Here is a 23,296-nt window from a genome sequence, read left to right as displayed (position 1 = left end):
AATTAGAATAATGGACGCGATCGACGAACGAGGCGGTCAATTTGTTCAGTGAAATATGCCTCTTGATATTTGAGTTGTCTGGCCACCTCTAATCCATTTTGAAAGGCTTGGATGGCCTGGGGATAGGCATTTTGTCGCTGATGAAGTTGACCGAGGCGATCGTAAGTATCCATTATCCCATATAAGTTGTAGGCACGACGCTCAACGATTAATAAAGCTTCATAAACTTCTAAGGCAGCACCAAATTGTTCTAGTGTGGTATAGAGGCGGGCGAGGTGCTCTAGGGCATCGCTGGCGATGTAAAATTGTTGTTGAGTCCAGGCGAAGGTATAGGCTTGTTCGTAGCTAGAGATCGCGGTTTGCAGTTGCCCGAGACGTTCATAATCTGTGGCGATCGCCAGCTTAAGTTGAGGGATTTTGGCAATATCTTGGGGGTTATTATAAAGGGTGACCAGTCGTTCCCTTGTGGCGATCGCCCCTGGGGAATCATTCGCCTGGGTGTAGATAAAAGCGAGTTGTTCAAGATAGGACAATTCTTGGAGGCGATCGCGTCGTTGTACCGCAAAGGAGAGTAATCCTTGATAGGGTGTTGACGCATTGACATAATCCAGTTTTTCCAGATAGAGGCGACCCATATTGGTGAGGATGGATTCTTCTGCGGAGGCATCGTTGCGATCGCGTGCATCGGTGAGTAATTGCTGATAAACTGTTAGGGCTAAATCCCGCGATCGCACGGTTTCAAATCCCGTCACTAATGCTTGTAACAGAGGCAATTCACAAACTTGAGGACTGAGACAATAAGTTTGATAAATGACCTTGAGTCTAGCATCAATTGCTTGCAGTGCCGTAATTTCTGATTGTTCCCAGGCAGTCGCCCCCACCCGAGTTAAAGCCCGCACCTCCGGCAAGGGTCCGAAATACCGCCATAACCGCAATTCTCGATACCAAATCGTAAACGCTTCTGGTTTATTTCCCGCCGCTAACTCGGCGGTAGCTTCTGCATCTAAAACATTTAAAGCCAATTCTAACTCCCGAAGTTCTTCCGGGGTTAAGGATTGATTTTTCTTGGGAGGATTCGGCACTAAGGGGTCGGGAATCAGCACTTCCAAAGGATTTGGCGGCAGCAGTGGTGGTGCAGAATTTTCCGGTTGACCCACGGCGGTTAAAGCATTAAACCCGGAAAAAGTCAAGCCTAAAATTCCCAAACATAACCCCAAATAAGCCCGGTTTCGGTATAGTCGGATTGGGCCGATGGGGTAAGGATTTCCTCCACATTTTACTCCCGTTATAATTTTCATCTAGTTTATTTTTGCACTTACTCGACTGGTTAATCGTTCAATTTAATCGCTCTACATAAATGGGGTTCGGGATTGATTAAAGATAGAGGAACCCTCGCAATTTCACCGCCAATTTGTTAAATTAAAAATTGGACTGTTTAGATTTTCAAGGGTTGGAGGCGATCGTGAACTGGCGCAAATTTCAAATTTTCCCCTGGGTGATGGCATTGGCACTGGTGCTATCGACGGTATTAACCGCCTGTGCTTTGCCCCAAGTCAATGCACAAGAGCGCATATTTCTCGACTTGTCCCTAGAATTTTTAGACGACTATGAACTGCCGAAACGTCCATTTCAGGATACGCCCGTTGGTGGATTATCCGGCATCACCTACGATCGCCAACGCGATCGCTTCTACGTCATCTCAGACGATCGCGGAGATTATGCCCCCCCCCGCTTCTATACCCTTAAACTGAATTTGGATTCTAACAGTTCCGATACGCCCAAAATCGCCAGCGTTGAAATCGAATCCGTCACCCTTCTCAAAGCAAAAGACGGCAACCCCTATCCCATCGGTGAAATGGATGCAGAAGGCATCGCCTTTGCTTCACCCAACAGCGTTTATATCGCCAGCGAGGGGATTACTCGCAAAGGGTTGGCACCCTTTATCCACGAAATCAACCTCGAAACCGGCCAATTTGTCCGGGATATCACCCTTCCCAAACGCTACATCCCAGATAATCCTGAGAACCCCACCCAAGGTATCCAAGATAATTTAGGGTTAGAGTCCCTCACCCTCAATCCCCGAGGATTTGGGGATGCCACGGTTGATCCCTATCGCCTGTTTACCGTAACAGAAGCACCCCTCATTCAAGATTTGGATGAACTCGACGCCGATATGCCCCCCAAAAACCGTTTACTTCATTATCTAATCTCCGATGGACCCCCAATCTTAATTTCTGAAAATCTTTACACCCTTGACGATACGGTGCGCTGGAGTCTTTACCAGGGGTTATCGGAATTATTAGCTTTAGAACAGGGAGGGCATTTGCTCAGTTTAGAGCGCAATTTTGGGTTTCTGGGGTTTGGTGCCAAAATTTTTGAAATTCAAACCGGCAGCGCCACCGATACTTCCCGAATTGCCAGTTTAAAAGGGGAACTGAAGAAAGTTGAACCCATTAAGAAGCGATTGCTTTTAAACTTACAAGATTTAGGAATTGAGTTAGACAATCTAGAAGGGATGACCCTTGGACCCCGGTTGGCCGACGGCAGTCAAAGTTTAATCATGGTCAGTGATGATAATTTTAGTCCTGATCAAGTGAATCAGATTTTATTATTTCGGTTAAAATTTTAGGGTTTTTCCCCAGAGTTTTAGTCAGGTGTATCAGCTCTATCGGTTATCACTTAGAGATAGAATTTATGAGTCTGATGCACCTGTCCCCCCGGGAATTCCCCATCACTGAACTGCAAAAATTAATGCCCTCAGTCGTCTGAAGGCATTAATCGTCAATTGATTTATATTAAATTTTCACCTGAACCCTAAAAATTCACAAATTTAACGACTTTTATCTACGGCTCTTCCTGGATACGCTGGCCCATGTAGGGTCAGAAAAATCAGCCAGTTTTATTGAGTTCTAGGTGAACTTACTCTACCATTTTAATCCATCCGCGTTTTATGGCGTGTAAGATACGATTAATTAGTCTATAGTCGGAGTCGTTCAGTTCAGCATAACTTAACAAAGCAAATTTTAACCTTTGACGATTTGCTTCGGTCATTTCATGGCGTTGCCACACTGAGAAAAATAACTCGGCAATATCTGATTGGGGTAAAATATCAGCGTGTCCCATCTTAGCGTTTTTCTCGGTAGAAGGGAAGATCTGCTTAACTGAATAGTTAGGGAAGGAAGATTTAGGGAAAGTGTGAATACTTTCAAGAGCTTGCATAGACGATTCCTTGTTTTAATAAGTATTAAATTGCCCTTTTTATCATCTGTTAGTAAGTTGAGGGGGGCGACTTTAGGGGAGTAAATTTAAGGGGGCAAGCCCTGGGGGAATGCAATTAATAAGTAGTCATAAAATTTAGGGGACTTTGCCGCACCTTCTGCCTGAATCCTGGATTTTCAGTTGATCCCTGCCCAGGTCATTGAGATTGCTCCACTATGTCCAGGATAGTCTGATGGGTTTAAAAACTGCCTCTATCTAAAGAGGTAAGTTCGGGGAATGTAGAGGGATAGACCGCCCAGAGTCAGTAGGGAGGGTATGAAAAACTCTACGGAAGTTTTGTAGCTCTGAGTGAGGCAACTTTAGTTAGGGAGGAAAGCCCTATATATGACTCATTCAATCTTTTTAAGTTTCGGATAACTTGGAGATTAGAGGCTCGCTGTGAGGCAGGGAGGGAATCCCTCTAGGGGAGGACAATTACTCGCCTGCTTAAAGGGAGAAAAGGGGGTTGATTAAGGCAGAGTTTGGGAGCATTCCCTCGGGATGGGGTGAGTACCGAGGGGTTGGGTGTTTAACAGGGGTCTGGGTTGTGATGAGGATAAGGTGGGGCCTTAAGAATGAATCTCCGGGTGGATAGGGGATTGGCGATCGCGCTTTGATTAAAAGATGTAACGATTTCCCCGATGTTCGCCTAAGTAAGTTCTGAAATAGGGTGAATCTTTGTTAACTTGGTAGTAGAGCAAAGACATTCTCCTATTTTTTTAGATATGCAAAACTGTGAAACTTGCAAGCATCGAGGCACCAAGCACTGTCCAGTTCAAACCAAAGCGCTGATTGTGGGAGAAACAAGCCAACTGACGACCCAGGGGTTCTGCGATCGCTATTCCCCGCTCTTGGGAACCTAAACCCTCCTGCTCGTGAATGGGTTCTGAATCTCCAGTGAAACAAGCACTCCAGGTCTAAACTATCCGATCCAGCGTCGCCATAGCCGGACCATCCATCGCCGCATCCAACGGATCACACGCCCCAAAGGACTCGACGATTGGCGCATCGGGGTGCGGGTGGGAACTATCTGCGGTAAGGGAGCCTCCACCGCCGACTCTGTAGCGATATCTATCGAAACTTCCCCAGAAGAAACTTCCCCAGAGGCATCCGCCGGTTGTTCCGGAATTGGAGGGGGCGCGGGTTGCAATTCTAACGCCCGCTCATAACTTTTGAGGGCTTCTTCTTGTCTTCCTAACTGTTTCAGTGCGACTCCCCGGTATTTCCATCCCTGCCAATTGTCCGGATCCAGGGAAAGGGCACGATCATAGCTGCTAATGGCTTCCTCATAGCATCCTAATTCGGCTAAAGCACTGCCCCGATCCCCCCAAGCTTCCGCATCATCGGGATAGCGTTCCACCATGCGATCGCAAGCGGCTAGTTTAGGATTATCCAGGGGCATCAGGGGCTGACTCCGGGCTGATTCCCGGAGGATTTTCTCCTCTTTCTGCTCAACTGGAGTTTCCACAGGTTCCGGCGTCGCTGCTTCCGGTTTGGGAGTGGGGGGTTTCTCTTGCAACTTCGCCATCGCTGTTCGTCGCAACCGCTGTGTTTCGCGCCAGGTGGGTTTGAGGGCTAAGACGCGATCGTAACAGGCGACTGCCTCTTCATAGCGTTCTAACGCCGCGAGAGCTTCCCCTTGGTTATGCCACCCTTGACAATACTCCGGAGAAATGGCGATCGCCCGTTGGTAACTGGCTACCGCTTCCTCATAGCGTCCTAACTCCACCAAGGCATTCCCCAGGTTGTTCCACCCTTGGTAATAATCCGCCTTCAGGGCGATCGCCTTTTCATAACTCGTCACCGCCTCTTCATGACGTCCCAAACACTTCAGGGTCATCCCCCGATTATTCCAGGCATCCGCATACTCCTCATCAATGGCGATCGCCTTCTCATAGCTCTCTAGCGCCTCTTCATAGCGTCCTAACTGATAAAGAGAACCGGCGCGATCGTACCAGGCTTTCGGATTATTCATCTGGATGACAATCAGACCCTCTTCCTCCTTCTCCTCGGGTGAGGGAATAGAAGAATTAAAATTGTCTTGTGCTTCTTGCCCTGTCATTAACTCACTCTCTCCCTTGGTAAACCCTATCCCGTTGAAACACCCTGATGTGAGCAATTCTCCTGAGCGATCGCCTTTAATTAATCACCTGATAATCGGCAATTTTCCACTGCCCATTGACCCGTTGTAAATTGTACCTAATTAAATTTGTGCCAAAACTAGCGCGATCGCCATTGGCTCGTCCATTTTCATATAACGTGTAATCTTCCGTCACCCTAGCTTCTAATGTCGCCCGATTTCCTTCCGTGACAAACCGCTCTACTGATTCTACCCGCTGCACCCCATATTGATAGAACGCATTATTATTTTCTAACCAAGTCACGGAATTGAGAGAATCTGCATATAAAATTCCCGTCGTCAAATTCCCCAATAATTGCCGATCAAATGGAGGTCCAAAAATATTACCTTTAGCCGTTAGCCAGTCCCGCAGCAATGCCGCTGCTTGTCTCTGGGGAAGTACCCCTGTCTCTGATGGCGGATTTGGTGTCGGTGCCGGATTCGGTGCCGGTGCCGGGGTAGGACGAATGCACCCCGCCTCTTCCAAATTGACCCCTTCTAATCGAGCATCTTGTCGCTGCCAACCGCAAGTATTTGCTCCTGTGAGCACAGCGTCCTTGAGATTGGCTCCTCGGACATCCATCGCGCGTAAATTCGCCTGACTAAAATTAGCCGCTTCTAAGTCGGCAGCAATCAGAATCGCTTCGGATAAATTGGCACGGCGAAAGTTGACATAACGCAAGTCCGCATTTCGGAGATTCGCCCCCTGTAAATCGGCTTCCGATAAATCGGCACCCCGCAAACTAACCCCCTCTAATTGAGCATCACGCAAATCACATCCCGGACAACGATTGGTATCCAGGAGTTGCTGTAGGTGGGCTGGGTTAGCCGCAGCAACAGGTAACGCCAACCCCAAGGGGACTAACAGAACCGTGATTTTTCCTACATTTTTAATTAGCATAGACGGGTGATAAAAGTAGCAACAGTTACTAGGGTAGTGGGAATGAGGGTTCCCGTATCAATGGGAGCCGGTAACATTTCCCCGCGAAAATCGAGCAACTGAACAACGACTAGGTAGGCGATCGCCAGCAAAATGGATATCGCACCCGTAATGATAGCTATAACTTTAGACCGATCCATTGGATTTTTTCCTCTTGCTCCCTACAACCATTCTATTTCGCAGTCGCAGCAGGAGGAGCAAAAGCATGAAAGCAACAGTTCAATGTCCCGACTTGCTGTCCTTATCCCCCAAGTCGAAGAAAAAACGCTGCAAACCCCTCTAATCGAGGCCCACTCCATCCTAAAATCCCTTGGAATCCCGAGTATCTTGCCCCTGAAAGGATGTAAAATTAGGCAAACTTGGGTAAATTCGGTACAAGATAGAACTAGATTAGGTTGGACGAAATTGGGAAACGGACATGGATTCTGTGGTTGATTGGCCTGCCGAACCGATAAGCAGTGAGCGAGTGCCAGCGATCGAGACCTTTCAATTGCGAAAGGCTTACCGCACTGGGTTTTGGATGAACAAGCAAGTCGAAACCCTCAAAAACTGCACCCTAACCGTGTATGAGGGAGAAACCTTTGGGTTGCTGGGCCCAAATGGGGCTGGGAAAACAACAATCCTGAAAATTTTATTGGGCATCTTGCGTCCGAGTGGGGGTCGCGGCTTGCTCTTAGGGAAGCCTTTGGGCGATCGCGCTGTTCGAGAACGCATTGGTTATCTCCCAGAAAATCCCTATTTTTATAAATATCTAACCGGCTGGGAATTTTTAGCGTTTACTGCCAACTTATTCCAAATTCCCGCCAGTGAGCAGCGCCAGCGCATTCCCGATCTATTGGATCTCGTTGGCCTCGCCAAAGCCACTGCTCGGAATAAGATTCTGCGTAACTATTCTAAAGGGATGTTACAGCGAATTGGCATGGCACAGGCACTGATTAATAATCCCGATGTGGTGTTTTTAGATGAACCCATGTCGGGATTAGACCCTTTGGGACGATATCAGATGCGGGAAATAATTATTTCTCTGAAAGAACAAGGGAAAACGATTTTCTTTAACAGTCACATCCTCGCCGATGTGGAAAAAATTTGCGATCGCGTTGCTATCCTCGCCCAAGGGGAATTAATTTGCTCCGGTTCCCTGAAAGAATTGCTGGGGACTTCTGACCTGTATTTTGTCAAAGGTACCGGGGGGAATTTAGAAGTGCTTAAACAGTGGTTACCGGACTTGGACTTAGAAGACGATCGCTGGCAAGGGCATTTAAAAGGTTCCCCCCAGGATTTCCTCGCCAGTTTGCAACTCATGGGGGGCAAGCTGATTACAATTGACTTAACAGGTGCTTCCCTAGAAGAGTTTTTTGTCCAACAACTGCGCGATCGGGGGATTACCGTCAGTCAATAAATTCACCCTCAATTTCCTCCCTGTGAAAGAGGGCTTGGGTTGATTTCTCATGTTATTCCTAAACAGAAATCAACATAAATCCTATTTTTAGGGAGAACTCACTCATGGCTGACTTGATAGAAACCGCCCAGGAACTGGGGCAATTCAAAACCCTGATGACTTTAGTGGAATCAGCAGATCTCCTGGATCTGCTCAAGAGTCCCGGACCCTATACCGTTTTTGCCCCCACGGACGAAGCCTTTGCCGCACTGCCTTCTAATACCATTGCCAATTTGATGGAAGATATTCCCAAGCTGAAGAGAATCCTTTGTTATCACGTTTTAAACGGAGACGTGCGGACGGATAATCTGGAGGAGTTAGCTTCAGCAGAAACCGTGGAAGGTTCAGTGGTGGGGGTTGATACTTCAGACGGCATCCAAATTAACGATGCTAAAGTCTTGAGTGCCGATCGCCTGACGGACAATGGGGTGATTCATGCGATCGACAAGGTACTGATTCCCAGTTTGGTTGCGGTATAAGTCTCTAAAAACCCGCAGGCTGAAGCCCGGAGGCTATACGGACAAAGCCCGCCTGCGCGGGCTACTTTATAAAAATGACTTTTCATAGCCGGATTTGGTATCAGAGGCGATCGCCAGGATGCCCATCCCCTAAACTCTCTCCATCAGCTAGAGGGGCGATGCCTCCTGGGTCGCCCCCATCATTTAACCCAAAATGCACCCACTGCGAGGGGGAACACTTAAACTCATCTGGTCATCCTGCCAAGACACTTGAGCCTTCCCATATAACAATTTCTCAGGATGAGAACTCAACCCAGAGAGATCCAGGGTCTGCTCGCAGGCATTTGTGCCGACGTTGACAGCGACAATTAGTTCTTCCCCCGGTAACTGCCTTGCGAAGACATAGAGGGTTCCCTGAGCGCATAACACCTTGTAAGTACCCGTCCGCAAAGCCGGATGAGCCTGACGCAGCGCAATCAGTTGGCGATGATAGTCGAGCACTTCTCGGTCCCAATCTTCTTCTTTGGGAAAACCGCGCCGAGAGTCGGGGTCCAGACGACCCGCTAAACCGACTTCATCTCCATAGTAGATACTCGGAGCACCGGGGAAGGTCATTAATAGGATAGTTGCCAACTCCACAGAAGGTTTATCATCTCCGGCGATCGAAAGCAGACGTGCCGTATCATGAGAAGCCAGAAGGTTAAGCTGAGTTAGTTGGATTTCCCAGGGGTACATTTCCAACAACTGCTGCATTTTTTCCGCATACTCACCCGCAAACATGGGAGGGGAGGTTTGGTAGTCCCGGTCCTTAACTTGACTCAAATCAACGCGATCGCCAGCAGTAAAGGCAATGGTGGGTCCGGTAAACAGATAGTTCATCACCCCATCGAACTGAGTGCCATCCAACCAGGGACGAGCATCATGCCAGACTTCGCCGACAATGTAAGCTTCGGGATTAATCGCTTTGACGCGATCGCGAAACTCCTGCCAAAACCCTTCCGTTTTCACCTCAAAGGGCACATCCAACCGCCACCCATCAATCCCAAACTTAATCCAATATTCCGCAATCTCCATAATGTATTCCCGCACCTCGGGATTATCATGGTTGAACACCGGCAAAGCGCGATTATCCGCCCACCCATCATAATTAGCGGGAAAATCCCCATTGTAGGGAGACAGGGGCCATCCGTGAATTTTAAACCAATCGACCCAGGGAGAATAAGGGCCATTTTCCAAAACATCATGAAAAAAGAAAAAGCCCCGACTAGAATGGTTAAAGACCCCATCTAGCACCACTTTAATATTGCGTTGATGCGCCTCTAACAACAATTCTCGAAACGCCCCAGTTTTCCCTAACATCGGGTCCACCTGATAGTAATCATGGGTGTGATAGCGGTGGTTACTCGCCGATTGAAAAATGGGGGTAAAATAAATGGCATTAATCCCCAAGTCTTGTAAATAGTCCAGTTTGTCTACAACGCCCCAGAGATTTCCGCCTTTATACCCTTGCAGAGTCGGAATAGCGTGCCAATCTTCCCAACGACTGTGCTTCAAGAGTAGCTCACGAGGTTGAGTCCCTCGGGCGAAGCGATCGGGAAAAATTTGATAAAAAACCGCGTGTTTTACCCAATCGGGTGTTTGAATTTCCATAGATTTTCTTATGCCTCCACCGCCAATGCTACAATCGTGGGCGGTCAAAGGGATCTAACCTCCGGTAGAAAATCTCCGCCCGAATATTGCAGGAGGTTAACAAAAGTAAAAGTTAATGAATTTTTTTTAGAAAGGTGACCAATACCATTCAGGAGTTCCACGACGTTCAGTGGGAAAATGGTCAAGATTTAGTCGATATTTTGACCAATTTGCAACAATCGATTACCACAGATCCGGCCCTGGCAGAAAATCAGCAGAAACGGGCGCTCAAAGCGGTGGAAACCCTCGCCAAAGAAGGGAAAAAGCCTCCGGAAGAACGGGACAAGGATATTGCTGGAATGGCTTTAGATGCCCTGCAAGGAATCTCCGCTACTGTGGGTCATGCCAGCACGTTGGCCGCATTTGCGGAAAAATATCTACCGACCCTGAGTAAGCTGTTTGGTCTGGGGGGCTAGTTTTCGGGCATCGTTACAGGGGTTAGAAACCGGGTTTCTGGTCGGGTTGAGTCAAGATGAACCCTGGTGTCTTAGGCAAGGAAGCGGCACAGGAGCGATCGCCCTCTCCAAAACCACCGCTTAGTTCCAGGCAGAAGCAGGTCCGAAGTGTTCTACAATACTCCCTGCGGGTTTAAACCGCAATCTGTTTAGCGGTCTGGCTAGAACTTGTCCTCATCCCATAAATTTAGGAGAAATTATAACGATGACTGGTGAAATTTTCACGACAGCCTCTTTAGCCTTTGTCTTAGTCATGGTCGGTTTAGCCCTCGGGTTCGCGTTACTCAAAATTCAAGGCTCAGAAGAATAAGCCTCTTGTTTGGCCCGATCGCCTGCACAACCCAATCCCATCCTTAAAATAAGCGATCGCCTTCTTGAAAATTCAGGAGGGCGATCGCTTGTTTTATCCTTCAAAACAACCCGCACCCTCAAGGGTGGGGCTATAGGGACGAAGCCCGAGAAGCGCGGGCTACTCTATAAATCAGTGAGCACTGGACACTTCAACTGGGGGACTATCGGGATCCGATCGCAAGCTGTCTGACGTGCTTTTGATAAAACTAGCCAGAGGCACGGCAATTAATACCCCTAAGACTCCTCCCAACTTCGCACCGATCAAGAGTGAAATTAGCACCCAGACTGGATTAAGACCCGTAAATCCTCCCAACAATCGCGGGGCCACTCCACTTTCGATGCTTTGCTCGATCGCCACGGACACAATTAAAACTTTCACCCCCAGCCAAAAGTTATTAAACGCAACTAAGATACTCACCAAACTAATACTTAAACCGGCTCCAAACGGAATCAGGCTCAAAACGCCAACCACTAAACCGAATAACAGACCAAACGGAACCCGCAACACCAAAAACGCCAAAGTCATCGAGACCCCCATTAAAGAAGCTACCGTGACTTGACCCACAAAATAATTATGGAAATTTTGGCCCAGGGAGAACCGCATCTCCTTCGCCAGACGAGGGGGCAACCATTGTAATAGGCCCTCCCAAAGGCTACGTCCGCGCCAGAGCATATAGAAGGTTAAGATGACCGTCACCACCACATCAAAGATGCGACCCACCGTATCCACAGCAAAGCCCAGGACTTGACCCGTGAGATTTTGCAACTGCCCCGACAAGCGTTCCGTGAGTTGAGTGCTCAATCCACTGAGATCCACCGGCCAATTTCGGGCGATCGCGATTTCTTGCAGGGTCTGGAGTTGCGCAGCACCGGATTTAATCCAAACTGGCAAGCGATTGGCTAACTCCGTCAATTGTTCCAAGGCGATCGGCACCAAGGTGATCCCCAACCCTACCAACGTCAGCAAGGTCAACAGAAACACCAGAATCACCGCCGGGGTATGTTTGGCCCCATATCGCTCCAGCAAATTCACCGGATAATCCAAAATAAACGCCAGCAAAGAGGCTGCAAGCAAGATACTGATGATCTTGTCAAAATAATCAAACGCCACCAGCAACAGCCAACTGTTGAGGAAAATTAAGGGGAAGGCGAATCCCAAAGTCAACCATCGAGGCATTATTTCGCTGATTTTCATAATGAGAACAATGAACAGGGGATACTGAAACCCCAAAGAAGGCATCTTTTTAGTATGGTAGATGGGTGACCAGAGGTTTCGCTGAAAACTCCCGGAGGCGTCCGTAGCGCCCACCCTCTTGTGGAATTCTACCGAATCCTCTCAGACTGGTTGTAAAATATCTTAAATTTCTACAATAGAGATGCCATACCCTAAATCGCGCGGAGTTTCCACCCCCGGCGATCGCAATTGACATCAGGATCCTTAAAGCGTGAACATAGACACAATCCAAGATATTTTTGAGAAAGGCGGCGTCTCAATGTGGCCGCTGTTAATTTTATCCATCCTAGCCGTCGCTACCATATTAGAGCGCGGTTGGTTTTGGGCAAGCGTCGTCCGCAAAGAAAAAGAAACCGCTAATCGCGTCCTCGAAGCAGCGCGATATGATTGGCGAGTCGCCCAGGAAGTGGCCAGACAAGCCAGCAAGCGCCCGATCGGACGCTTTCTCCATGCCCCCTTGCGCTTGCAAAATGCTGACCCGGAAGTCTTTCGGTTAGCATTAGAAGCTGGGGCCGAAGAAGAAATCACCACCATGCGCCGGGGTGATAAAGTATTAGAAGCAGCCATTGCTTTAGCACCTTTACTCGGGTTACTGGGGACCGTTCTAGGGTTAATTGAATCCCTCGGTTCAATTCGCCTGGGAGACATCGGCACGGCAGCCACCGCTGGAGTGACGACCGGCATCGGTGAGGCCCTAGTCAGTACCGCATTCGGTCTCATCGTGGCGATTACCAGTTTAGCCTTCTATCGCCTATTTCAAGGGTTGGTGGTCAACCAAGTCAAAATTTTCCGCAGATGCGGGAATGAACTAGAGTTGCTTTATCGCCAGTATTGGAGCCAAATCCACCACAATCGCAGTGGTGCGCCAGAAACTCCCGCATCTTGGGGAAGCAGAACTGTGCCCGACAGTGGGTTCACGGTTAAACCAGAAGGGTCTGTGAATCATAGTAAAGGCTACCCAGAAATAGGGGATCAGCCCCAGGATAGAGCGAACAAGATTGAGGGCTTGAATTCCTCGGATCAGTCTAATTTAAGTTAGATTTAGCGGGGGAGTTCCTACCGCTTGCCATTCACCCTTTTGAATTTCTGGGAGGCGATCGCCCGATGAAGATTAACTATGATTCGCAAACGGAAGAAGCTCGCATCGAGTTGATTCCGCTCATTGATGTCATCTTTTGTATTTTGACCTTTTTCCTACTAGCGGCATTGCAACTGACTCGCCAACAGGCGGTGAATGTAGATTTGCCCCAAGCGGAGACAGGGACGGTACAGATGCAAGAGTTGAAACTGTTTGTCAGCGTGGACCAACTGGGACAAACTTATGTAGATAAACAGCCCGTCACTCGGGAGCAACTGTATCAGTTATTGTTGACTTATAAAAGAGCTAGACCCGAGGGGTTGATTGTGCTTTCGGCGTCTAAGATGGCGAGTTATAATGACGTGATGCAGGTGCTGGATTTGCTGAGGTCCGTGGGAGGCGATCGGGTTGCCCTAGCCACGATACCGAGTTCTGGTGACCTCTTGGAGCTACCTGGTAATCAACCCGATAATGGTTTGGGAGTACCAAATCTGCTCGTTCCTGAAACAGGTGGGGAAAATGCTCCGGCTACGGGAGGAACTATTGAAGGGAATTAATCCGAAGAGTAGAAAGAGGGAGCTAAGAAGTTGTAGCTATTATTCTATCTAAACCTCAAGGTTGTCTGGGTATTAATTAAATCCTCATTGTGACGTACAAAAACTATTAGTTGGGTTTTGAGATAAAATTTTAATACTTGACAGCAAGATTCCCTCTTTGGAGAGAAGTAGCGCTGTCAAGTTTATTTTATTAATATTATTAAATTGTACAGGTCATTCTATAATTGGCAGATCAACGGAACTACTAGGGAGAATAGACAAAATGGACAACTATACACCTGAGCTACGAGAGAAAATTCGGCAACAATTTGACACAGGCCCTTATCCTAGACAACCTGTAGAAGCCTCGCCCCAAAACGATTATGATTCTCTATTTATTCATAATATTGTTACGGCCTTTTATTTGAGAGATAAAAAAGTAATCACCCCAGAAAACAAAGTCATATTAGATGCTGGATGTGGCAGCGGCTATAAAGCTTTAGCTTTGGCCATAGCCAACCCAGGAGCTAGAATTATTGGAATAGATTTATCGCAGGAATCGGTAAAGCTGGCCAAACAACGTTTGGATTATCACGGATTTAAAGATGCTGAGTTTTATGTCATGCCCATCGAAGATTTGCCTAGCTTGGGCCTGAAATTTGACTATATTAATAATGACGAAGTTTTATATCTGTTTCCCGATCCTGCGATGGGGCTAAAAGCGATGAAAGCCGTGCTTAAGCCTGAAGGAATTATTAGAAGTAATTTACACAGTTTCCTTGGTCGTTATTACTATTATCGCGCTCAAGATATATTTAAAATGATGGGATTAATGGATGATAATCCAGGAGAATTGGAGATTTCCATAGTACGGGATACTATGAAAGCTCTAAAAGATGGTGTAGATATTAAAAGATCTACCTGGCAGGAACAGGAGCAAGATAATCCAGAGTATTATATGATGAATTATCTCTTTCAAGGGGACAAAGGTTACACCATTCCTCAAATGTTTGCAGCCTTGAGAGCAGCCGAGCTAGAGTTTGTCAGTATGGTGAACTGGCGGGGGTGGCAGTTACAGGACCTGTTCATCGATTCTGACGATTTACCTCCTTTTATGGCAATGAGTCTACCTGAGCTTTCCCCAGAAGAGGAATTGCACTTGTTTGAACTATTGCATCCCTGTCACCGATTATTAGACTTCTGGTGCGCTGACCCTAAGACCGAGGAGAGTACCCCCTCAGTCTCGGAATGGACAGAAGCAGACTGGCAAAATGCTTGGGTGGAGCTGCACCCCCAGCTCCAAACCCCTCAAGTTCGAGAAGATCTGCTGGAGTCTATCGCCAATCGACTTCCCTTTCAAATCAGTCAGTATATTACACTCACTAGCCTTCGCCCTATAGGTTTAGAGAGTAGTCTAGCTGCTTGTCTGTTGCCTCTGTGGGAAAAAAGGCAGTCCATCAAGTCACTGACAGAACGATGGATTCAGATCAGGCCAGTGGATCCAGTTACCCTGCAGCCAGTCACGGAAATCATCGCCTTCGAGCAAGTTAAATCCCTTGTGAGAGATATGGAAGCTTTTCTCTATCTGCTTTTGGAGCGTTCTGCTTAAAAATCTCCAAAAAATTTTCTGGGGGTGATATGAACGACTCAGAAGGTGGGTAAGTTATCTCCAGGAGTTAGAAATCACCCATTCCACTCAGCAAGGAGACCTCAGACTATGAAGACCGAATTTAAAACTAAATTCCTGCAACACCTCAACAAAAAAAATAGAGAAGAAGGTTTCACCCTCATTGAACTTCTGGTCGTTGTTATCATCATCGGGATTCTGGCTGCTGTCGCTCTGCCCTCTCTACTGAGCCAAGCCAACAAAGCCAAGCAAGTTGAAGCCCGGAACAACATCGGTGCCATGAACCGTGCACAACAAGCCTACCACCTGGAAAATAGCAACCAATTCGCCACCCAAGTGGATAACCTGGGAATTGGGATTAAAAATAGTTCCAACTATACCTACACTATTACGGGTGGTGCTGCCGCCCCAGCCGTTCAAGTTGCCCAAATCGATCCGGCTACTACTGGAAAATCCCTCAAAGGCTATAAAGGTTTAGCATATACGGCAACCGGGACAACTCCAACAGAAGTTCTGACTCTCGCGCGTCTGTGTGAAGCACAAAATCCAGGTGCTCAAGCTGTCGATCCAACTACTACCGCATGTGGAGGCACTGATAAGGATCTAGCCAACTAAACACTTTCTTAAATAAGGGAGTTCTCAGTATTCCTCCCCTTGAAATGGTAAATGATCTTCATAAGAGTGAGTAGTCGATAATACTGCTCACTCTAACTTATTTTTAGGGTAAGGATGAGGAACAAAGTTCAGGTCTTAGAAGGATTGACAGCGTAAAGATAGTTTGTAATTTTATGGTTACTCCATCTATTGATTGGGAGCAACAAGCGAATCAAGAACGGCTTGAAGGCAATTATACTAAGGCAGCTACCCTTTATGAACGCGCCATTGAAACTCAGCCGGAACAGATGTCGCTGTACTGGCACTTGGGTATGGTTTTTCTGTTGCAGGGACAGGAAGAAGAAGCGCATAGCACTTGGTTAATGGGTATGGCGGAGGGTTCTGAGGAAGAGATCGATCTGTGGACCTCTGAACTGGTGCAGTTGCTGGAAACCGAAGCAATCCGGCTCGAAGCCGAGACAAATGAGTCCGCAGTTTGGTTGATTCGTCAACACATTAGGGAAATTGCTCCTACAGATATTCACAATTTGTTAAATCTGATGCAACTGGGAATTGCTGACGATACATTAAGCGCTGAGGATCTTCAGAATTGGGAAATTATTGAACTGTTACAAACACAGCCCCCAGGTAGTATTAATAGCGATTTGCTCTTACAAGTATTGCAAACGTTGCTAAATTTTGCTCCTCTCCACCCTTCATCCATAGCTTTTGCTCACGCTTGTCTCCCCCACCTCGATCGCATCTCTGGTTTTCGCGATGTTTTGTTAGAGACGGCGATGACACTTACTTACTCCTATAAGCAACCGGAGCCTGCCATATCTTTAGCTAAATTAGCTTTAGAAGGGAATCCTCAGTATCCCGGCGAAATTTTGGGAAACCTAGCAAGTTTTTATGATTATGCTCATCATTATTCTCTAGCGATAGAGACGGCAAAACAGTGCTATGAGCGTATGGATACCTTGCCGGACAAAGTTTTTGGCACCTACTTGCTCATTAAAACCTATATGAGTAGGGGGGGATACTGGAATGAAGCGGTTACTGCTTTAGAACAGCAGGAACAATTCCTGCTAGAACTGATCCAACAACCGCCCTTGATATTGGATCCAGTTAGAGCAAGACGTTTGCTGACTTCCACATTTTTTTATCCCTATTTGCGAGATGCTCCTGAAAAAAATAGAAAGATTCAGAATGCGATCGCAGAATTATGTCAGTCTTATCTTCAAAAGGATTCCCAGGAACGAGTCAATAAATATTCTCAGTATTTCCAACAGCGCCGAATCGGAGGAAAAGCAAAAGAGAAACGATTAAAAATCGGTTACATCTCTCATTGCTTTAGAACTCATTCAGTAGGATGGTTAGCACGATGGTTATTTCAATATCACGATCGCAATAAATTTGATATTTATGGCTATTTCATCAATTACCAGCCCCTCGGGAATTCTTTACAAGACTGGTATGTTTCTCAGATGACCCGCGCCTATCAAGTCGGGAGCAATAGCATAGAAATAGCCGAACAAATTGCCAGGGATGAAATTGATATTTTAATTGAACTGGATAGTTTAACCCTGGATTCTACTTTTACCGTAATGGCCCTTAAACCAGCACCGATCCAGGTCACTTGGCTGGGATGGGATGCGGTAGGACTTCCGGCTATTGATTATTATATTGCCGATCCTTATGTTTTACCTGAGCAGGCTCAAAACTACTATCAGGAGAAAATTTGGCGCTTACCTCAAACTTACATTGCTGTAGATGGTTTTGAGGTAGGAGTCCCGACTTTAAGACGCGATCGCCTGGAAATTCCGACTGATGCAGTGGTGTATTTTAGTGGGCAAACCGCTTACAAACGTCATCCCCATACAGTGTCCCTGCAAATGAAGATTCTTAAAGCGGTGCCGAATAGCTATTTTTTAATTAAAACCCGTGCCGATGAAGAAGCGGTGAAAACCTTTTTTACACAGTTGGCAGATGAAGAGGGCGTGGAAAGCGATCGCCTCCGCTTTTTGCCGACGGATTCCTCGGAGGAAATTCACCGGGCGAACCTAAGCATTGCTGATGTGGTACTTGATACCTATCCCTATAATGGGGCGACAACCACTCTGGAAACCCTGTGGATGGGTGTTCCTCTGGTGACGCGAGTGGGGGAGCAATTTTCGGCTCGTAACAGCTATACGATGATGATCAATGCTGGTGTAACCGAAGGGATTGCTTGGACGGATCAAGAGTATGTGGAATGGGGAATTCGTCTGGGGAGCGATCGCCAACTTCGGGAAGAGATATCTTGGCGACTCCTGCGATCGCGCCAAAATGCTCCCCTGTGGAACGCCAAGCAGTTTACCCGGGAGATGGAAAACGCCTACCAACAAATGTGGCAAAGGTATCTCGATGCGACACCTTAGTTCCTGGTAAAATCTAACGTGAATTGTCCTGACCTTTACACCCTGTTTTACTTCTCGACTTTATAGAACTGAATAATAGCATTATGAAGCCGAGTTGTCGGAGTAGCTAATCGCGTTAAAAGCGCGTCGTTGAGTTGTAATAAGCCTTACTTAATCGATGGAAAATCTAACGAATTTAGAACAAACAGCTTACTCAAGCTGGATGCAAGGCAACTATAACAAGGCAGCCCAACTGTACGAACAGGCAATTCTAGCGAATCCTGAAAAGCTGGAATATTGCTGGTATTTGGGGCTGATGTTTCTGTTGCAAGAAAAAGAAGAAGAAGCCCATAGCACTTGGCTTTTAGGAATGATGGAAGCCTCCGAGGACCAAACCGAAGAGTGGACGTCGGAATTACTATACATACTGCACAAAGAAGCGTTAAGACTCGAAGAATTACAACAGGTGTCAGCCTCTTGGTTGATTCGCCAGCACATCCGGGAAATTGCCCCGACAGATATTCATAATCTGTTGCATCTCATCAAACTGGCGATCGCACAGGAGATGTTGCCTGACGAAGAATTACAGGAATGGCAAGTGACTCAGTTGATAAAAGAGATGCCTACGGACACTTTAGATGCTAATTTGCTCGTGGGAGTATCGGAACAATTATTCAAATTTGCCCCCCTCCACCCCTTCTGTTATGAGTTTGCTGAAGTCTGTTTGCCCCATCTCCAAGGAAACTCTAACTTTCGCGATCTGGTCTTGGTGGCAGCAGTTAACATTGGTTTATCAATGGGGGAAACAGAAATTGCTATATCTCTAGCCGATTTATGTCTACGGATTAACGCGCCACATCCCGAAGAAATTTTGGGACATCTAGCGACTTTTCATGAAAAAAACCAGAACTATTCAAAAGCGCAAGAAGCGGCTAAACAGCGGTATGCCCTTTGCGAATCGCTCCCCGATAAAATTTCTGCCAATGATCTGCTCATAAAAGTATTACTGATTGAGGGAAAGTGGGAAGAATCTTATGCCCGAATGGAACAGCAAGAGTCGATGTTTATCTCACTCCTGCAACAACCTCCAAAACAGATGGATACAGTCACGGCATCACGTTTACTAACGGCCACTTTTTACTTTCCTTACTTTTGGGATGAACCTAGGCGAACTAGACCGATTCAGAACCAGGTGGCTGAGTTGTTCCAAAATTGCGCCCAAACTTATGCCAAATCAAAGGGATATAAGCTTCCTCAACACCGAGAAAGGAACTCGATTAATACCAAACCTTTGAAGATTGGGTATGTATCCAATAGTTTGAGAAAACATTCCGTCGGCTGGATGGCGCGGTGGTTATTTCAGTATCATGATCACCGGCGGTTTGAAATTTACGGCTATTTTGTAGACTATAAGCCTGGAGATTCTCTCCAAGACTGGCTTATTTCTAAAGTTGATCGGGTCTATAAGTTAGGGGCGGATAGCCAGGACATCGCCACTCAAATTGTGGCAGATGGAATTGATATTTTAGTCGATCTCGATAGCTTAACTCTACAAGCAACTTATCAGGTGATGGCACTCAAACCTGCACCTATTCAAGTCACTTGGCTGGGTTTGGATGCTTCGGGACTTCCGGCAATTGATTACTATCTGGCAGATCCTTATGTGTTGCCAGACGATGCTGAGGATTATTACAGTGAAAAAATATGGCGGTTTCCTCAAACTTATATTGCAGTAGATGGGTTTGAGGTTGGAGTACCCACTAGAAGGCGGCAGGATTTGGATATTCCCGCTGATGCTGTCGTCTATTATAGCGGTCAGACCAGTTCTAAGCGCCACCCGGAAACAGCGCGATCGCAACTGAAAATTATTAAGGAAGTATCAAATAGCTACTTCTTAATTAAAACCTGGCCTGATGTAGACATCGTAAAAGACTTTTTTAGGCAACTGGCAGATGCTGAAGGGGTGGAACGCGATCGCCTCCGATTTTTGCCAAACGAACCTGAAGAAACTCACCGCGCTAACTTAGGTATTGTGGATGTGGTACTCGATACCTATCCCTATAGCGGTGCAACTACGACCTTTGAAACCCTGTGGATGGGAATTCCTATCGTGACAAGAGTGGGCCAACAATGGGCAGCGCGCAATAGCTATACGATGATGATGAACGCTGGAGTAACAGAGGGTATCGCTTGGACAGAGGAAGAATACATTAATTGGGGAATTCGTCTAGGCAATGATTCCGAACTCCGAAAACAAATTTATTGGCGACTGATGAACTCCAGAAAAACTGCTCCTTTATGGAACGCCGAGAAGTTTACCCGCCAGATGGAAGATGCCTATCAGCAAATGTGGGAAAACTATTTACAAAGTATTCGGGGTTGATAGAAATAACTGTAAAGAATTACAGGCTTTTCCGACCCTCCAGTAAATCAAGCCAGTCTCCAGTTATATCATCGCGAATATTTTTTATTATCGGAAGCGAATCCAAACCCTGATTAACCAGATCAGGAAGCTGTACCAGACTCTCAACGATGTTATTTGCAAAATTGTAGGAGGAGTCATTCCGACCATAGTGCAGCGTCAGATGCTCCAATAATTGTAGACTAAAGTCTGGAAAATCCAGCATATCCGCTAGGCAAGCTAATTTAAAAAGTTTTTCCGGTGTTTTGAGAGGGGTCGTGATATCTTCTTGAAGTAAATCTCGCAAGTAAAAAGCATCACCCCAGAGTAGTTGACCAAAGTTAGCCGTTGAAGTAATAGGCGATCGCGCCCGACTTCGGCAACCCGCTTTTAAAGTAAAGAGAGTGAAACCTTGACTTCTGAGATAATTATCTACTTCAGCAAAAAGTGGTTGATTGACATAAACCTCAGAAAACCATACTTCTGCTTGCACCGCCAAAACGCTCTTGGAGACAATTTGAGAAGCGCCTTCCAATACCTCAAGCTCGGCCCCTTGGACATCTAGGCTAATAAAATCTATTTCCTCAATTGCTTCGGATTCACAAAAGCTATCGAGAGTCGTGGTCTCAATTTCTATAGAAAAATCTAAACTGGCGACTTCGGGAAGCTGGTTGAACAATTGTAAGTAAGATTCTTTGGGTAAATAGAGTGAACTACACATGGGATTTTTGGTGACGTACAGTGTTGCTTCACCCACTGATTTTCCCAATGCTAAAGGGATATGGTTTTCATTCCAATTAACTTGACGATATTCCAAATCGGCATTGGCTTCATCGCAAGCATCCGCATCAGCGTCAAATCCATAAATGCTCAGATTGGGGGCAAAGATGCTCCAGCCTAAGTTTCCATAGTCATCTTCCGGGCTGACTTTCCGAGAACCCACGTTACAGAGGGTCATGTAAATTCGGTCTAAATGGCCACTTTTCTTTAAGCTGGCAACAAATACAGACATTAGCTAAAATCCTTTAATTTAAAAATAGGTTAAGAGTTGACCGAGTTTACATTATAAAATTGATTCACTTTACATTCTGGAACAGCGATTATATTCAGATGGTCTGGATAATCATCCTCGGCTATGATCGGAACTAACTCGGGCAAGTAAGGCCGATAAAGAAATAATTTATACCCCCGGCTGTTGAGATAGCTGGCAACAGGGAGGTTACTTCCTGTCACCCCGGCGATGTTTTCATAAAGAATAACGGGGGCAAACTCCGATAAGATACGGGCACTGCCCACTAAAACGGCGAGTTCGTGACCTTCAGCATCAATTTTCATAAAATCAACCTGGGTCAGATTTTCTCGCTCGCTCAGACTATCTAAAGTAAAGCAGGCAACTTCTTGATAAGAGCCTGTTTCTATTTCCTCGCCTGTATTTTCCGCTACGATTTCGTTTAATTCACTCGACTCATTCAAAGATAACCGAACTGTTCCGTTGCGATCGCTCGCTGCACCTGCACAGATTGTAACGGAGGAAAGGTTATTAACTCTACAAGTTTCTTCTAAGCATTGAATACAACCCGCAAACGGTTCGATCGCGAGTACGCGACCTTCTGAACCGACCTGGTTTGCAGCGCTAAAGGTATAAACTCCGACATTAGCGCCCACATCAATAACGGTCATCCCGGGTTTAATCTGACTACGCCAAAACTCCATTTCTTTCTCAAACCAGTCTCCCTGTGCAATCAAGATACTGGTGACTATGCTCCGACCAGTCGGCTCAGCCGCCAAGAGTAATTTTGTTTCAAAAGGTAGATAAGTAAACGGACTTTCTATTGGCAAGTGAGTCCATTTCAATTCTAAGCTATCTATATTATAACCTGTAATAAAGCCAGACAAATTTTGCCAAAACTTAGCTGCTTCTATTTCTTGTGCATCTCGCAATATTAAATATAAAGTTTGAATTAATTCGGGACAAAAGAAAAAAGGAACTTTTTCTTGAAGTTTGTTGACAAGAAATAAACTTTTTGTGTTTAAAAATAATTCACGTTCAAAATTTATTTTTTCCCAGATATAAAATAATAATTTTTGGACACCTATTCCTAATAAATCTATTCTTTTTTTTGTATAGATAATAACGACATCTCGACGACCAATTGATTCTATTTCCAATCGTTCAATTACTTTTTCTAGCAACCAAAGTGCTTGAATATAGCCATTATTACATTGTAAAATTTCACTCAGCCGCTCATCCCTTCTGAAGTTAACTGATAAAGGCGAAGGGCAGTAAACAATATTGGGCGAAATTGTTTTTAAATCAACATACGCAGCTTGCATCGCTTCATCGAAAGTAGAGAGAGCCAAAGGAATTGCTGCATCTACTTCTCCATTCAGGGTAAACAGCAGAGCGAGGTGTGCCGCACAAAGAGGATCATCTCCCTCCATCTCGGTCCCCTGAACCAGGGATTCAAACGCAATTTCGACATACATCTCTTTTAGGGATGAATCCTCGCATTGCTCTGCCTCTATCAATGCTAAAACCGCAATATTATTTAGTTCTCTAGCCGAAGTGGGATCTTCCCAAGATGTCTTTTTAATGCTTGCCTCGATATCCGGATTAGACAAAGATTCTGCTTTGATATTAGGACAAACTTGGTTTACATATTCCCAATAATTAGTATAAAAACTAGAATTTTCCATAAAAATAATGCTCCAGCTACTA

The 23,296-nt window shown here is 46.1% G+C and carries 22 protein-coding genes; 13 read left to right on the top strand and 9 right to left on the bottom strand.

Going from position 1 to position 23,296, the window contains the following annotated elements; translation table 11 throughout:
• Positions 1–2 precede the first annotated feature (2 nt).
• Positions 3–1,298: a tetratricopeptide repeat protein gene (locus NG792_RS23025; protein WP_261236938.1), complete on the bottom strand. Its 1,296-nt coding sequence runs from the start codon at positions 1,296–1,298 to the stop codon at positions 3–5.
• A 128-nt stretch (positions 1,299–1,426) separates the two neighbouring features.
• Here NG792_RS23025 and NG792_RS23020 point away from each other — a divergent pair, with 128 nt between their 5' ends.
• A complete protein-coding gene (locus NG792_RS23020) occupies positions 1,427–2,629 on the top strand; it encodes an esterase-like activity of phytase family protein (protein ID WP_261236937.1) in 1,203 nt (400 codons plus the stop codon).
• A gap of 290 nt (positions 2,630–2,919) precedes the next feature.
• Here the strand turns inward: NG792_RS23020 and NG792_RS23015 are convergent, their stop codons facing one another.
• Entirely contained in the window at positions 2,920–3,219 is a 300-nt protein-coding gene (locus NG792_RS23015; RefSeq protein WP_261236936.1) for a hypothetical protein, read from the bottom strand.
• 764 nt (positions 3,220–3,983) lie between these two features.
• Between NG792_RS23015 and NG792_RS23010 the strand changes: the two genes are divergently transcribed.
• On the top strand, positions 3,984–4,121 hold the full coding sequence (locus NG792_RS23010; RefSeq protein WP_261199166.1) for a hypothetical protein: 138 nt from the start codon (positions 3,984–3,986) through the stop codon (positions 4,119–4,121).
• A gap of 59 nt (positions 4,122–4,180) precedes the next feature.
• Here the strand turns inward: NG792_RS23010 and NG792_RS23005 are convergent, their stop codons facing one another.
• From NG792_RS23005 to NG792_RS22995, 3 genes are all read right to left on the bottom strand, one after another.
• Positions 4,181–5,320, bottom strand: coding sequence for a tetratricopeptide repeat protein (locus tag NG792_RS23005; RefSeq protein ID WP_261199165.1), 1,140 nt, complete (start codon positions 5,318–5,320; stop codon positions 4,181–4,183).
• 76 nt (positions 5,321–5,396) lie between these two features.
• Entirely contained in the window at positions 5,397–6,278 is an 882-nt protein-coding gene (locus NG792_RS23000; RefSeq protein WP_261199164.1) for an IMS domain-containing protein, read from the bottom strand.
• Complete coding sequence (locus NG792_RS22995; RefSeq protein ID WP_261236935.1) at positions 6,272–6,457, bottom strand: hypothetical protein; 186 nt, start codon at positions 6,455–6,457, stop codon at positions 6,272–6,274. Before NG792_RS22995 ends, NG792_RS23000 begins: the two co-directional genes overlap by 7 nt.
• 278 nt (positions 6,458–6,735) lie before the next feature.
• On the opposite strand from NG792_RS22995, the gene NG792_RS22990 reads away from it, so the two are divergent.
• Together NG792_RS22990 and NG792_RS22985 are read left to right on the top strand one after the other, a co-directional pair.
• Entirely contained in the window at positions 6,736–7,716 is a 981-nt protein-coding gene (locus tag NG792_RS22990) for an ABC transporter ATP-binding protein (RefSeq protein ID WP_261199162.1), read from the top strand.
• A 104-nt stretch (positions 7,717–7,820) separates the two neighbouring features.
• On the top strand, positions 7,821–8,234 hold the full coding sequence (locus NG792_RS22985) for a fasciclin domain-containing protein (RefSeq protein ID WP_261236934.1): 414 nt from the start codon (positions 7,821–7,823) through the stop codon (positions 8,232–8,234).
• Between the two features lie 183 nt (positions 8,235–8,417).
• Here the strand turns inward: NG792_RS22985 and NG792_RS22980 are convergent, their stop codons facing one another.
• Positions 8,418–9,863 (bottom strand): glycoside hydrolase family 13 protein, encoded by a 1,446-nt coding sequence (locus tag NG792_RS22980; protein ID WP_261236933.1) that lies wholly within the window; start codon positions 9,861–9,863, stop codon positions 8,418–8,420.
• A gap of 134 nt (positions 9,864–9,997) precedes the next feature.
• Between NG792_RS22980 and NG792_RS22975 the strand changes: the two genes are divergently transcribed.
• The 3 genes from NG792_RS22975 to petM all read left to right on the top strand — a co-directional run bounded on the left by NG792_RS22975 (position 9,998) and on the right by petM (position 10,667).
• Positions 9,998–10,318: a hypothetical protein gene (locus NG792_RS22975; RefSeq protein ID WP_261236932.1), complete on the top strand. Its 321-nt coding sequence runs from the start codon at positions 9,998–10,000 to the stop codon at positions 10,316–10,318.
• The gene (locus NG792_RS22970; protein ID WP_261236931.1) at positions 10,302–10,442 is read left to right on the top strand and encodes a hypothetical protein; all 141 of its coding nucleotides are present in this window, start codon (positions 10,302–10,304) and stop codon (positions 10,440–10,442) included. Before NG792_RS22975 ends, NG792_RS22970 begins: the two co-directional genes overlap by 17 nt.
• A 120-nt stretch (positions 10,443–10,562) precedes the next feature.
• A complete protein-coding gene (gene petM, locus NG792_RS22965; protein WP_261199158.1) occupies positions 10,563–10,667 on the top strand; it encodes a cytochrome b6-f complex subunit PetM in 105 nt (34 codons plus the stop codon).
• A 171-nt stretch (positions 10,668–10,838) separates the two neighbouring features.
• Here the strand turns inward: petM and NG792_RS22960 are convergent, their stop codons facing one another.
• Positions 10,839–11,903 carry an AI-2E family transporter gene (locus NG792_RS22960; protein ID WP_261236930.1) on the bottom strand — a complete coding sequence of 355 codons (1,065 nt, stop codon included), beginning with the start codon at positions 11,901–11,903 and terminating at the stop codon, positions 10,839–10,841.
• A 298-nt stretch (positions 11,904–12,201) separates the two neighbouring features.
• On the opposite strand from NG792_RS22960, the gene NG792_RS22955 reads away from it, so the two are divergent.
• From NG792_RS22955 to NG792_RS22930, 6 genes are all read left to right on the top strand, one after another.
• Positions 12,202–12,981, top strand: coding sequence for a MotA/TolQ/ExbB proton channel family protein (locus tag NG792_RS22955; protein ID WP_261199237.1), 780 nt, complete (start codon positions 12,202–12,204; stop codon positions 12,979–12,981).
• Positions 12,982–13,046: 65 nt separating this feature from the next.
• A complete protein-coding gene (locus NG792_RS22950) occupies positions 13,047–13,577 on the top strand; it encodes an ExbD/TolR family protein (RefSeq protein WP_261236929.1) in 531 nt (176 codons plus the stop codon).
• Positions 13,578–13,839: 262 nt separating this feature from the next.
• On the top strand, positions 13,840–15,165 hold the full coding sequence (locus tag NG792_RS22945; protein ID WP_261236928.1) for a class I SAM-dependent methyltransferase: 1,326 nt from the start codon (positions 13,840–13,842) through the stop codon (positions 15,163–15,165).
• 108 nt (positions 15,166–15,273) lie between these two features.
• Positions 15,274–15,798, top strand: coding sequence for a type IV pilin-like G/H family protein (locus NG792_RS22940; protein ID WP_261236927.1), 525 nt, complete (start codon positions 15,274–15,276; stop codon positions 15,796–15,798).
• Between the two features lie 173 nt (positions 15,799–15,971).
• Positions 15,972–18,197, top strand: coding sequence for an O-linked N-acetylglucosamine transferase, SPINDLY family protein (locus tag NG792_RS22935; RefSeq protein ID WP_261236926.1), 2,226 nt, complete (start codon positions 15,972–15,974; stop codon positions 18,195–18,197).
• Between the two features lie 157 nt (positions 18,198–18,354).
• The gene (locus NG792_RS22930) at positions 18,355–20,559 is read left to right on the top strand and encodes an O-linked N-acetylglucosamine transferase, SPINDLY family protein (protein WP_261236925.1); all 2,205 of its coding nucleotides are present in this window, start codon (positions 18,355–18,357) and stop codon (positions 20,557–20,559) included.
• A 19-nt stretch (positions 20,560–20,578) separates the two neighbouring features.
• Here NG792_RS22930 and NG792_RS22925 read toward each other — a convergent pair whose 3' ends face one another.
• Both NG792_RS22925 and NG792_RS22920 read right to left on the bottom strand, forming a co-directional pair.
• On the bottom strand, positions 20,579–21,589 hold the full coding sequence (locus NG792_RS22925; RefSeq protein WP_261236924.1) for an FkbM family methyltransferase: 1,011 nt from the start codon (positions 21,587–21,589) through the stop codon (positions 20,579–20,581).
• Positions 21,590–21,618: 29 nt separating this feature from the next.
• Positions 21,619–23,274: an FkbM family methyltransferase gene (locus NG792_RS22920; RefSeq protein ID WP_261236923.1), complete on the bottom strand. Its 1,656-nt coding sequence runs from the start codon at positions 23,272–23,274 to the stop codon at positions 21,619–21,621.
• Positions 23,275–23,296 lie beyond the last annotated feature (22 nt).

Origin of the sequence: Laspinema olomoucense D3b (genome assembly GCF_025370785.1) — a bacterium.
In the GTDB taxonomy this organism is placed as follows: Bacteria; Cyanobacteriota; Cyanobacteriia; order Cyanobacteriales; family Laspinemataceae; genus Laspinema; species Laspinema olomoucense.
This window is presented reverse-complemented; position numbering and strand designations above follow the sequence as displayed.

Coding starts and splice junctions, on each gene's coding strand:
- NG792_RS22945 (WP_261236928.1), top strand. CDS start 13,840: ATGGACAACTATACACCTGAGCTACGAGAGAAAATTCGGCAACAATTT.
- NG792_RS22920 (WP_261236923.1), bottom strand. CDS start 23,274: ATGGAAAATTCTAGTTTTTATACTAATTATTGGGAATATGTAAACCAA.
- NG792_RS23005 (WP_261199165.1), bottom strand. CDS start 5,320: ATGACAGGGCAAGAAGCACAAGACAATTTTAATTCTTCTATTCCCTCA.
- NG792_RS22980 (WP_261236933.1), bottom strand. CDS start 9,863: ATGGAAATTCAAACACCCGATTGGGTAAAACACGCGGTTTTTTATCAA.
- NG792_RS22985 (WP_261236934.1), top strand. CDS start 7,821: ATGGCTGACTTGATAGAAACCGCCCAGGAACTGGGGCAATTCAAAACC.
- NG792_RS23015 (WP_261236936.1), bottom strand. CDS start 3,219: ATGCAAGCTCTTGAAAGTATTCACACTTTCCCTAAATCTTCCTTCCCT.
- NG792_RS22995 (WP_261236935.1), bottom strand. CDS start 6,457: ATGGATCGGTCTAAAGTTATAGCTATCATTACGGGTGCGATATCCATT.
- NG792_RS22940 (WP_261236927.1), top strand. CDS start 15,274: ATGAAGACCGAATTTAAAACTAAATTCCTGCAACACCTCAACAAAAAA.
- NG792_RS22960 (WP_261236930.1), bottom strand. CDS start 11,903: ATGAAAATCAGCGAAATAATGCCTCGATGGTTGACTTTGGGATTCGCC.
- NG792_RS22990 (WP_261199162.1), top strand. CDS start 6,736: ATGGATTCTGTGGTTGATTGGCCTGCCGAACCGATAAGCAGTGAGCGA.
- NG792_RS22950 (WP_261236929.1), top strand. CDS start 13,047: ATGAAGATTAACTATGATTCGCAAACGGAAGAAGCTCGCATCGAGTTG.
- NG792_RS22925 (WP_261236924.1), bottom strand. CDS start 21,589: ATGTCTGTATTTGTTGCCAGCTTAAAGAAAAGTGGCCATTTAGACCGA.
- NG792_RS22930 (WP_261236925.1), top strand. CDS start 18,355: ATGGAAAATCTAACGAATTTAGAACAAACAGCTTACTCAAGCTGGATG.
- NG792_RS23025 (WP_261236938.1), bottom strand. CDS start 1,298: ATGAAAATTATAACGGGAGTAAAATGTGGAGGAAATCCTTACCCCATC.
- NG792_RS22935 (WP_261236926.1), top strand. CDS start 15,972: ATGGTTACTCCATCTATTGATTGGGAGCAACAAGCGAATCAAGAACGG.
- petM (WP_261199158.1), top strand. CDS start 10,563: ATGACTGGTGAAATTTTCACGACAGCCTCTTTAGCCTTTGTCTTAGTC.
- NG792_RS22955 (WP_261199237.1), top strand. CDS start 12,202: ATGTGGCCGCTGTTAATTTTATCCATCCTAGCCGTCGCTACCATATTA.
- NG792_RS23000 (WP_261199164.1), bottom strand. CDS start 6,278: ATGCTAATTAAAAATGTAGGAAAAATCACGGTTCTGTTAGTCCCCTTG.
- NG792_RS23010 (WP_261199166.1), top strand. CDS start 3,984: ATGCAAAACTGTGAAACTTGCAAGCATCGAGGCACCAAGCACTGTCCA.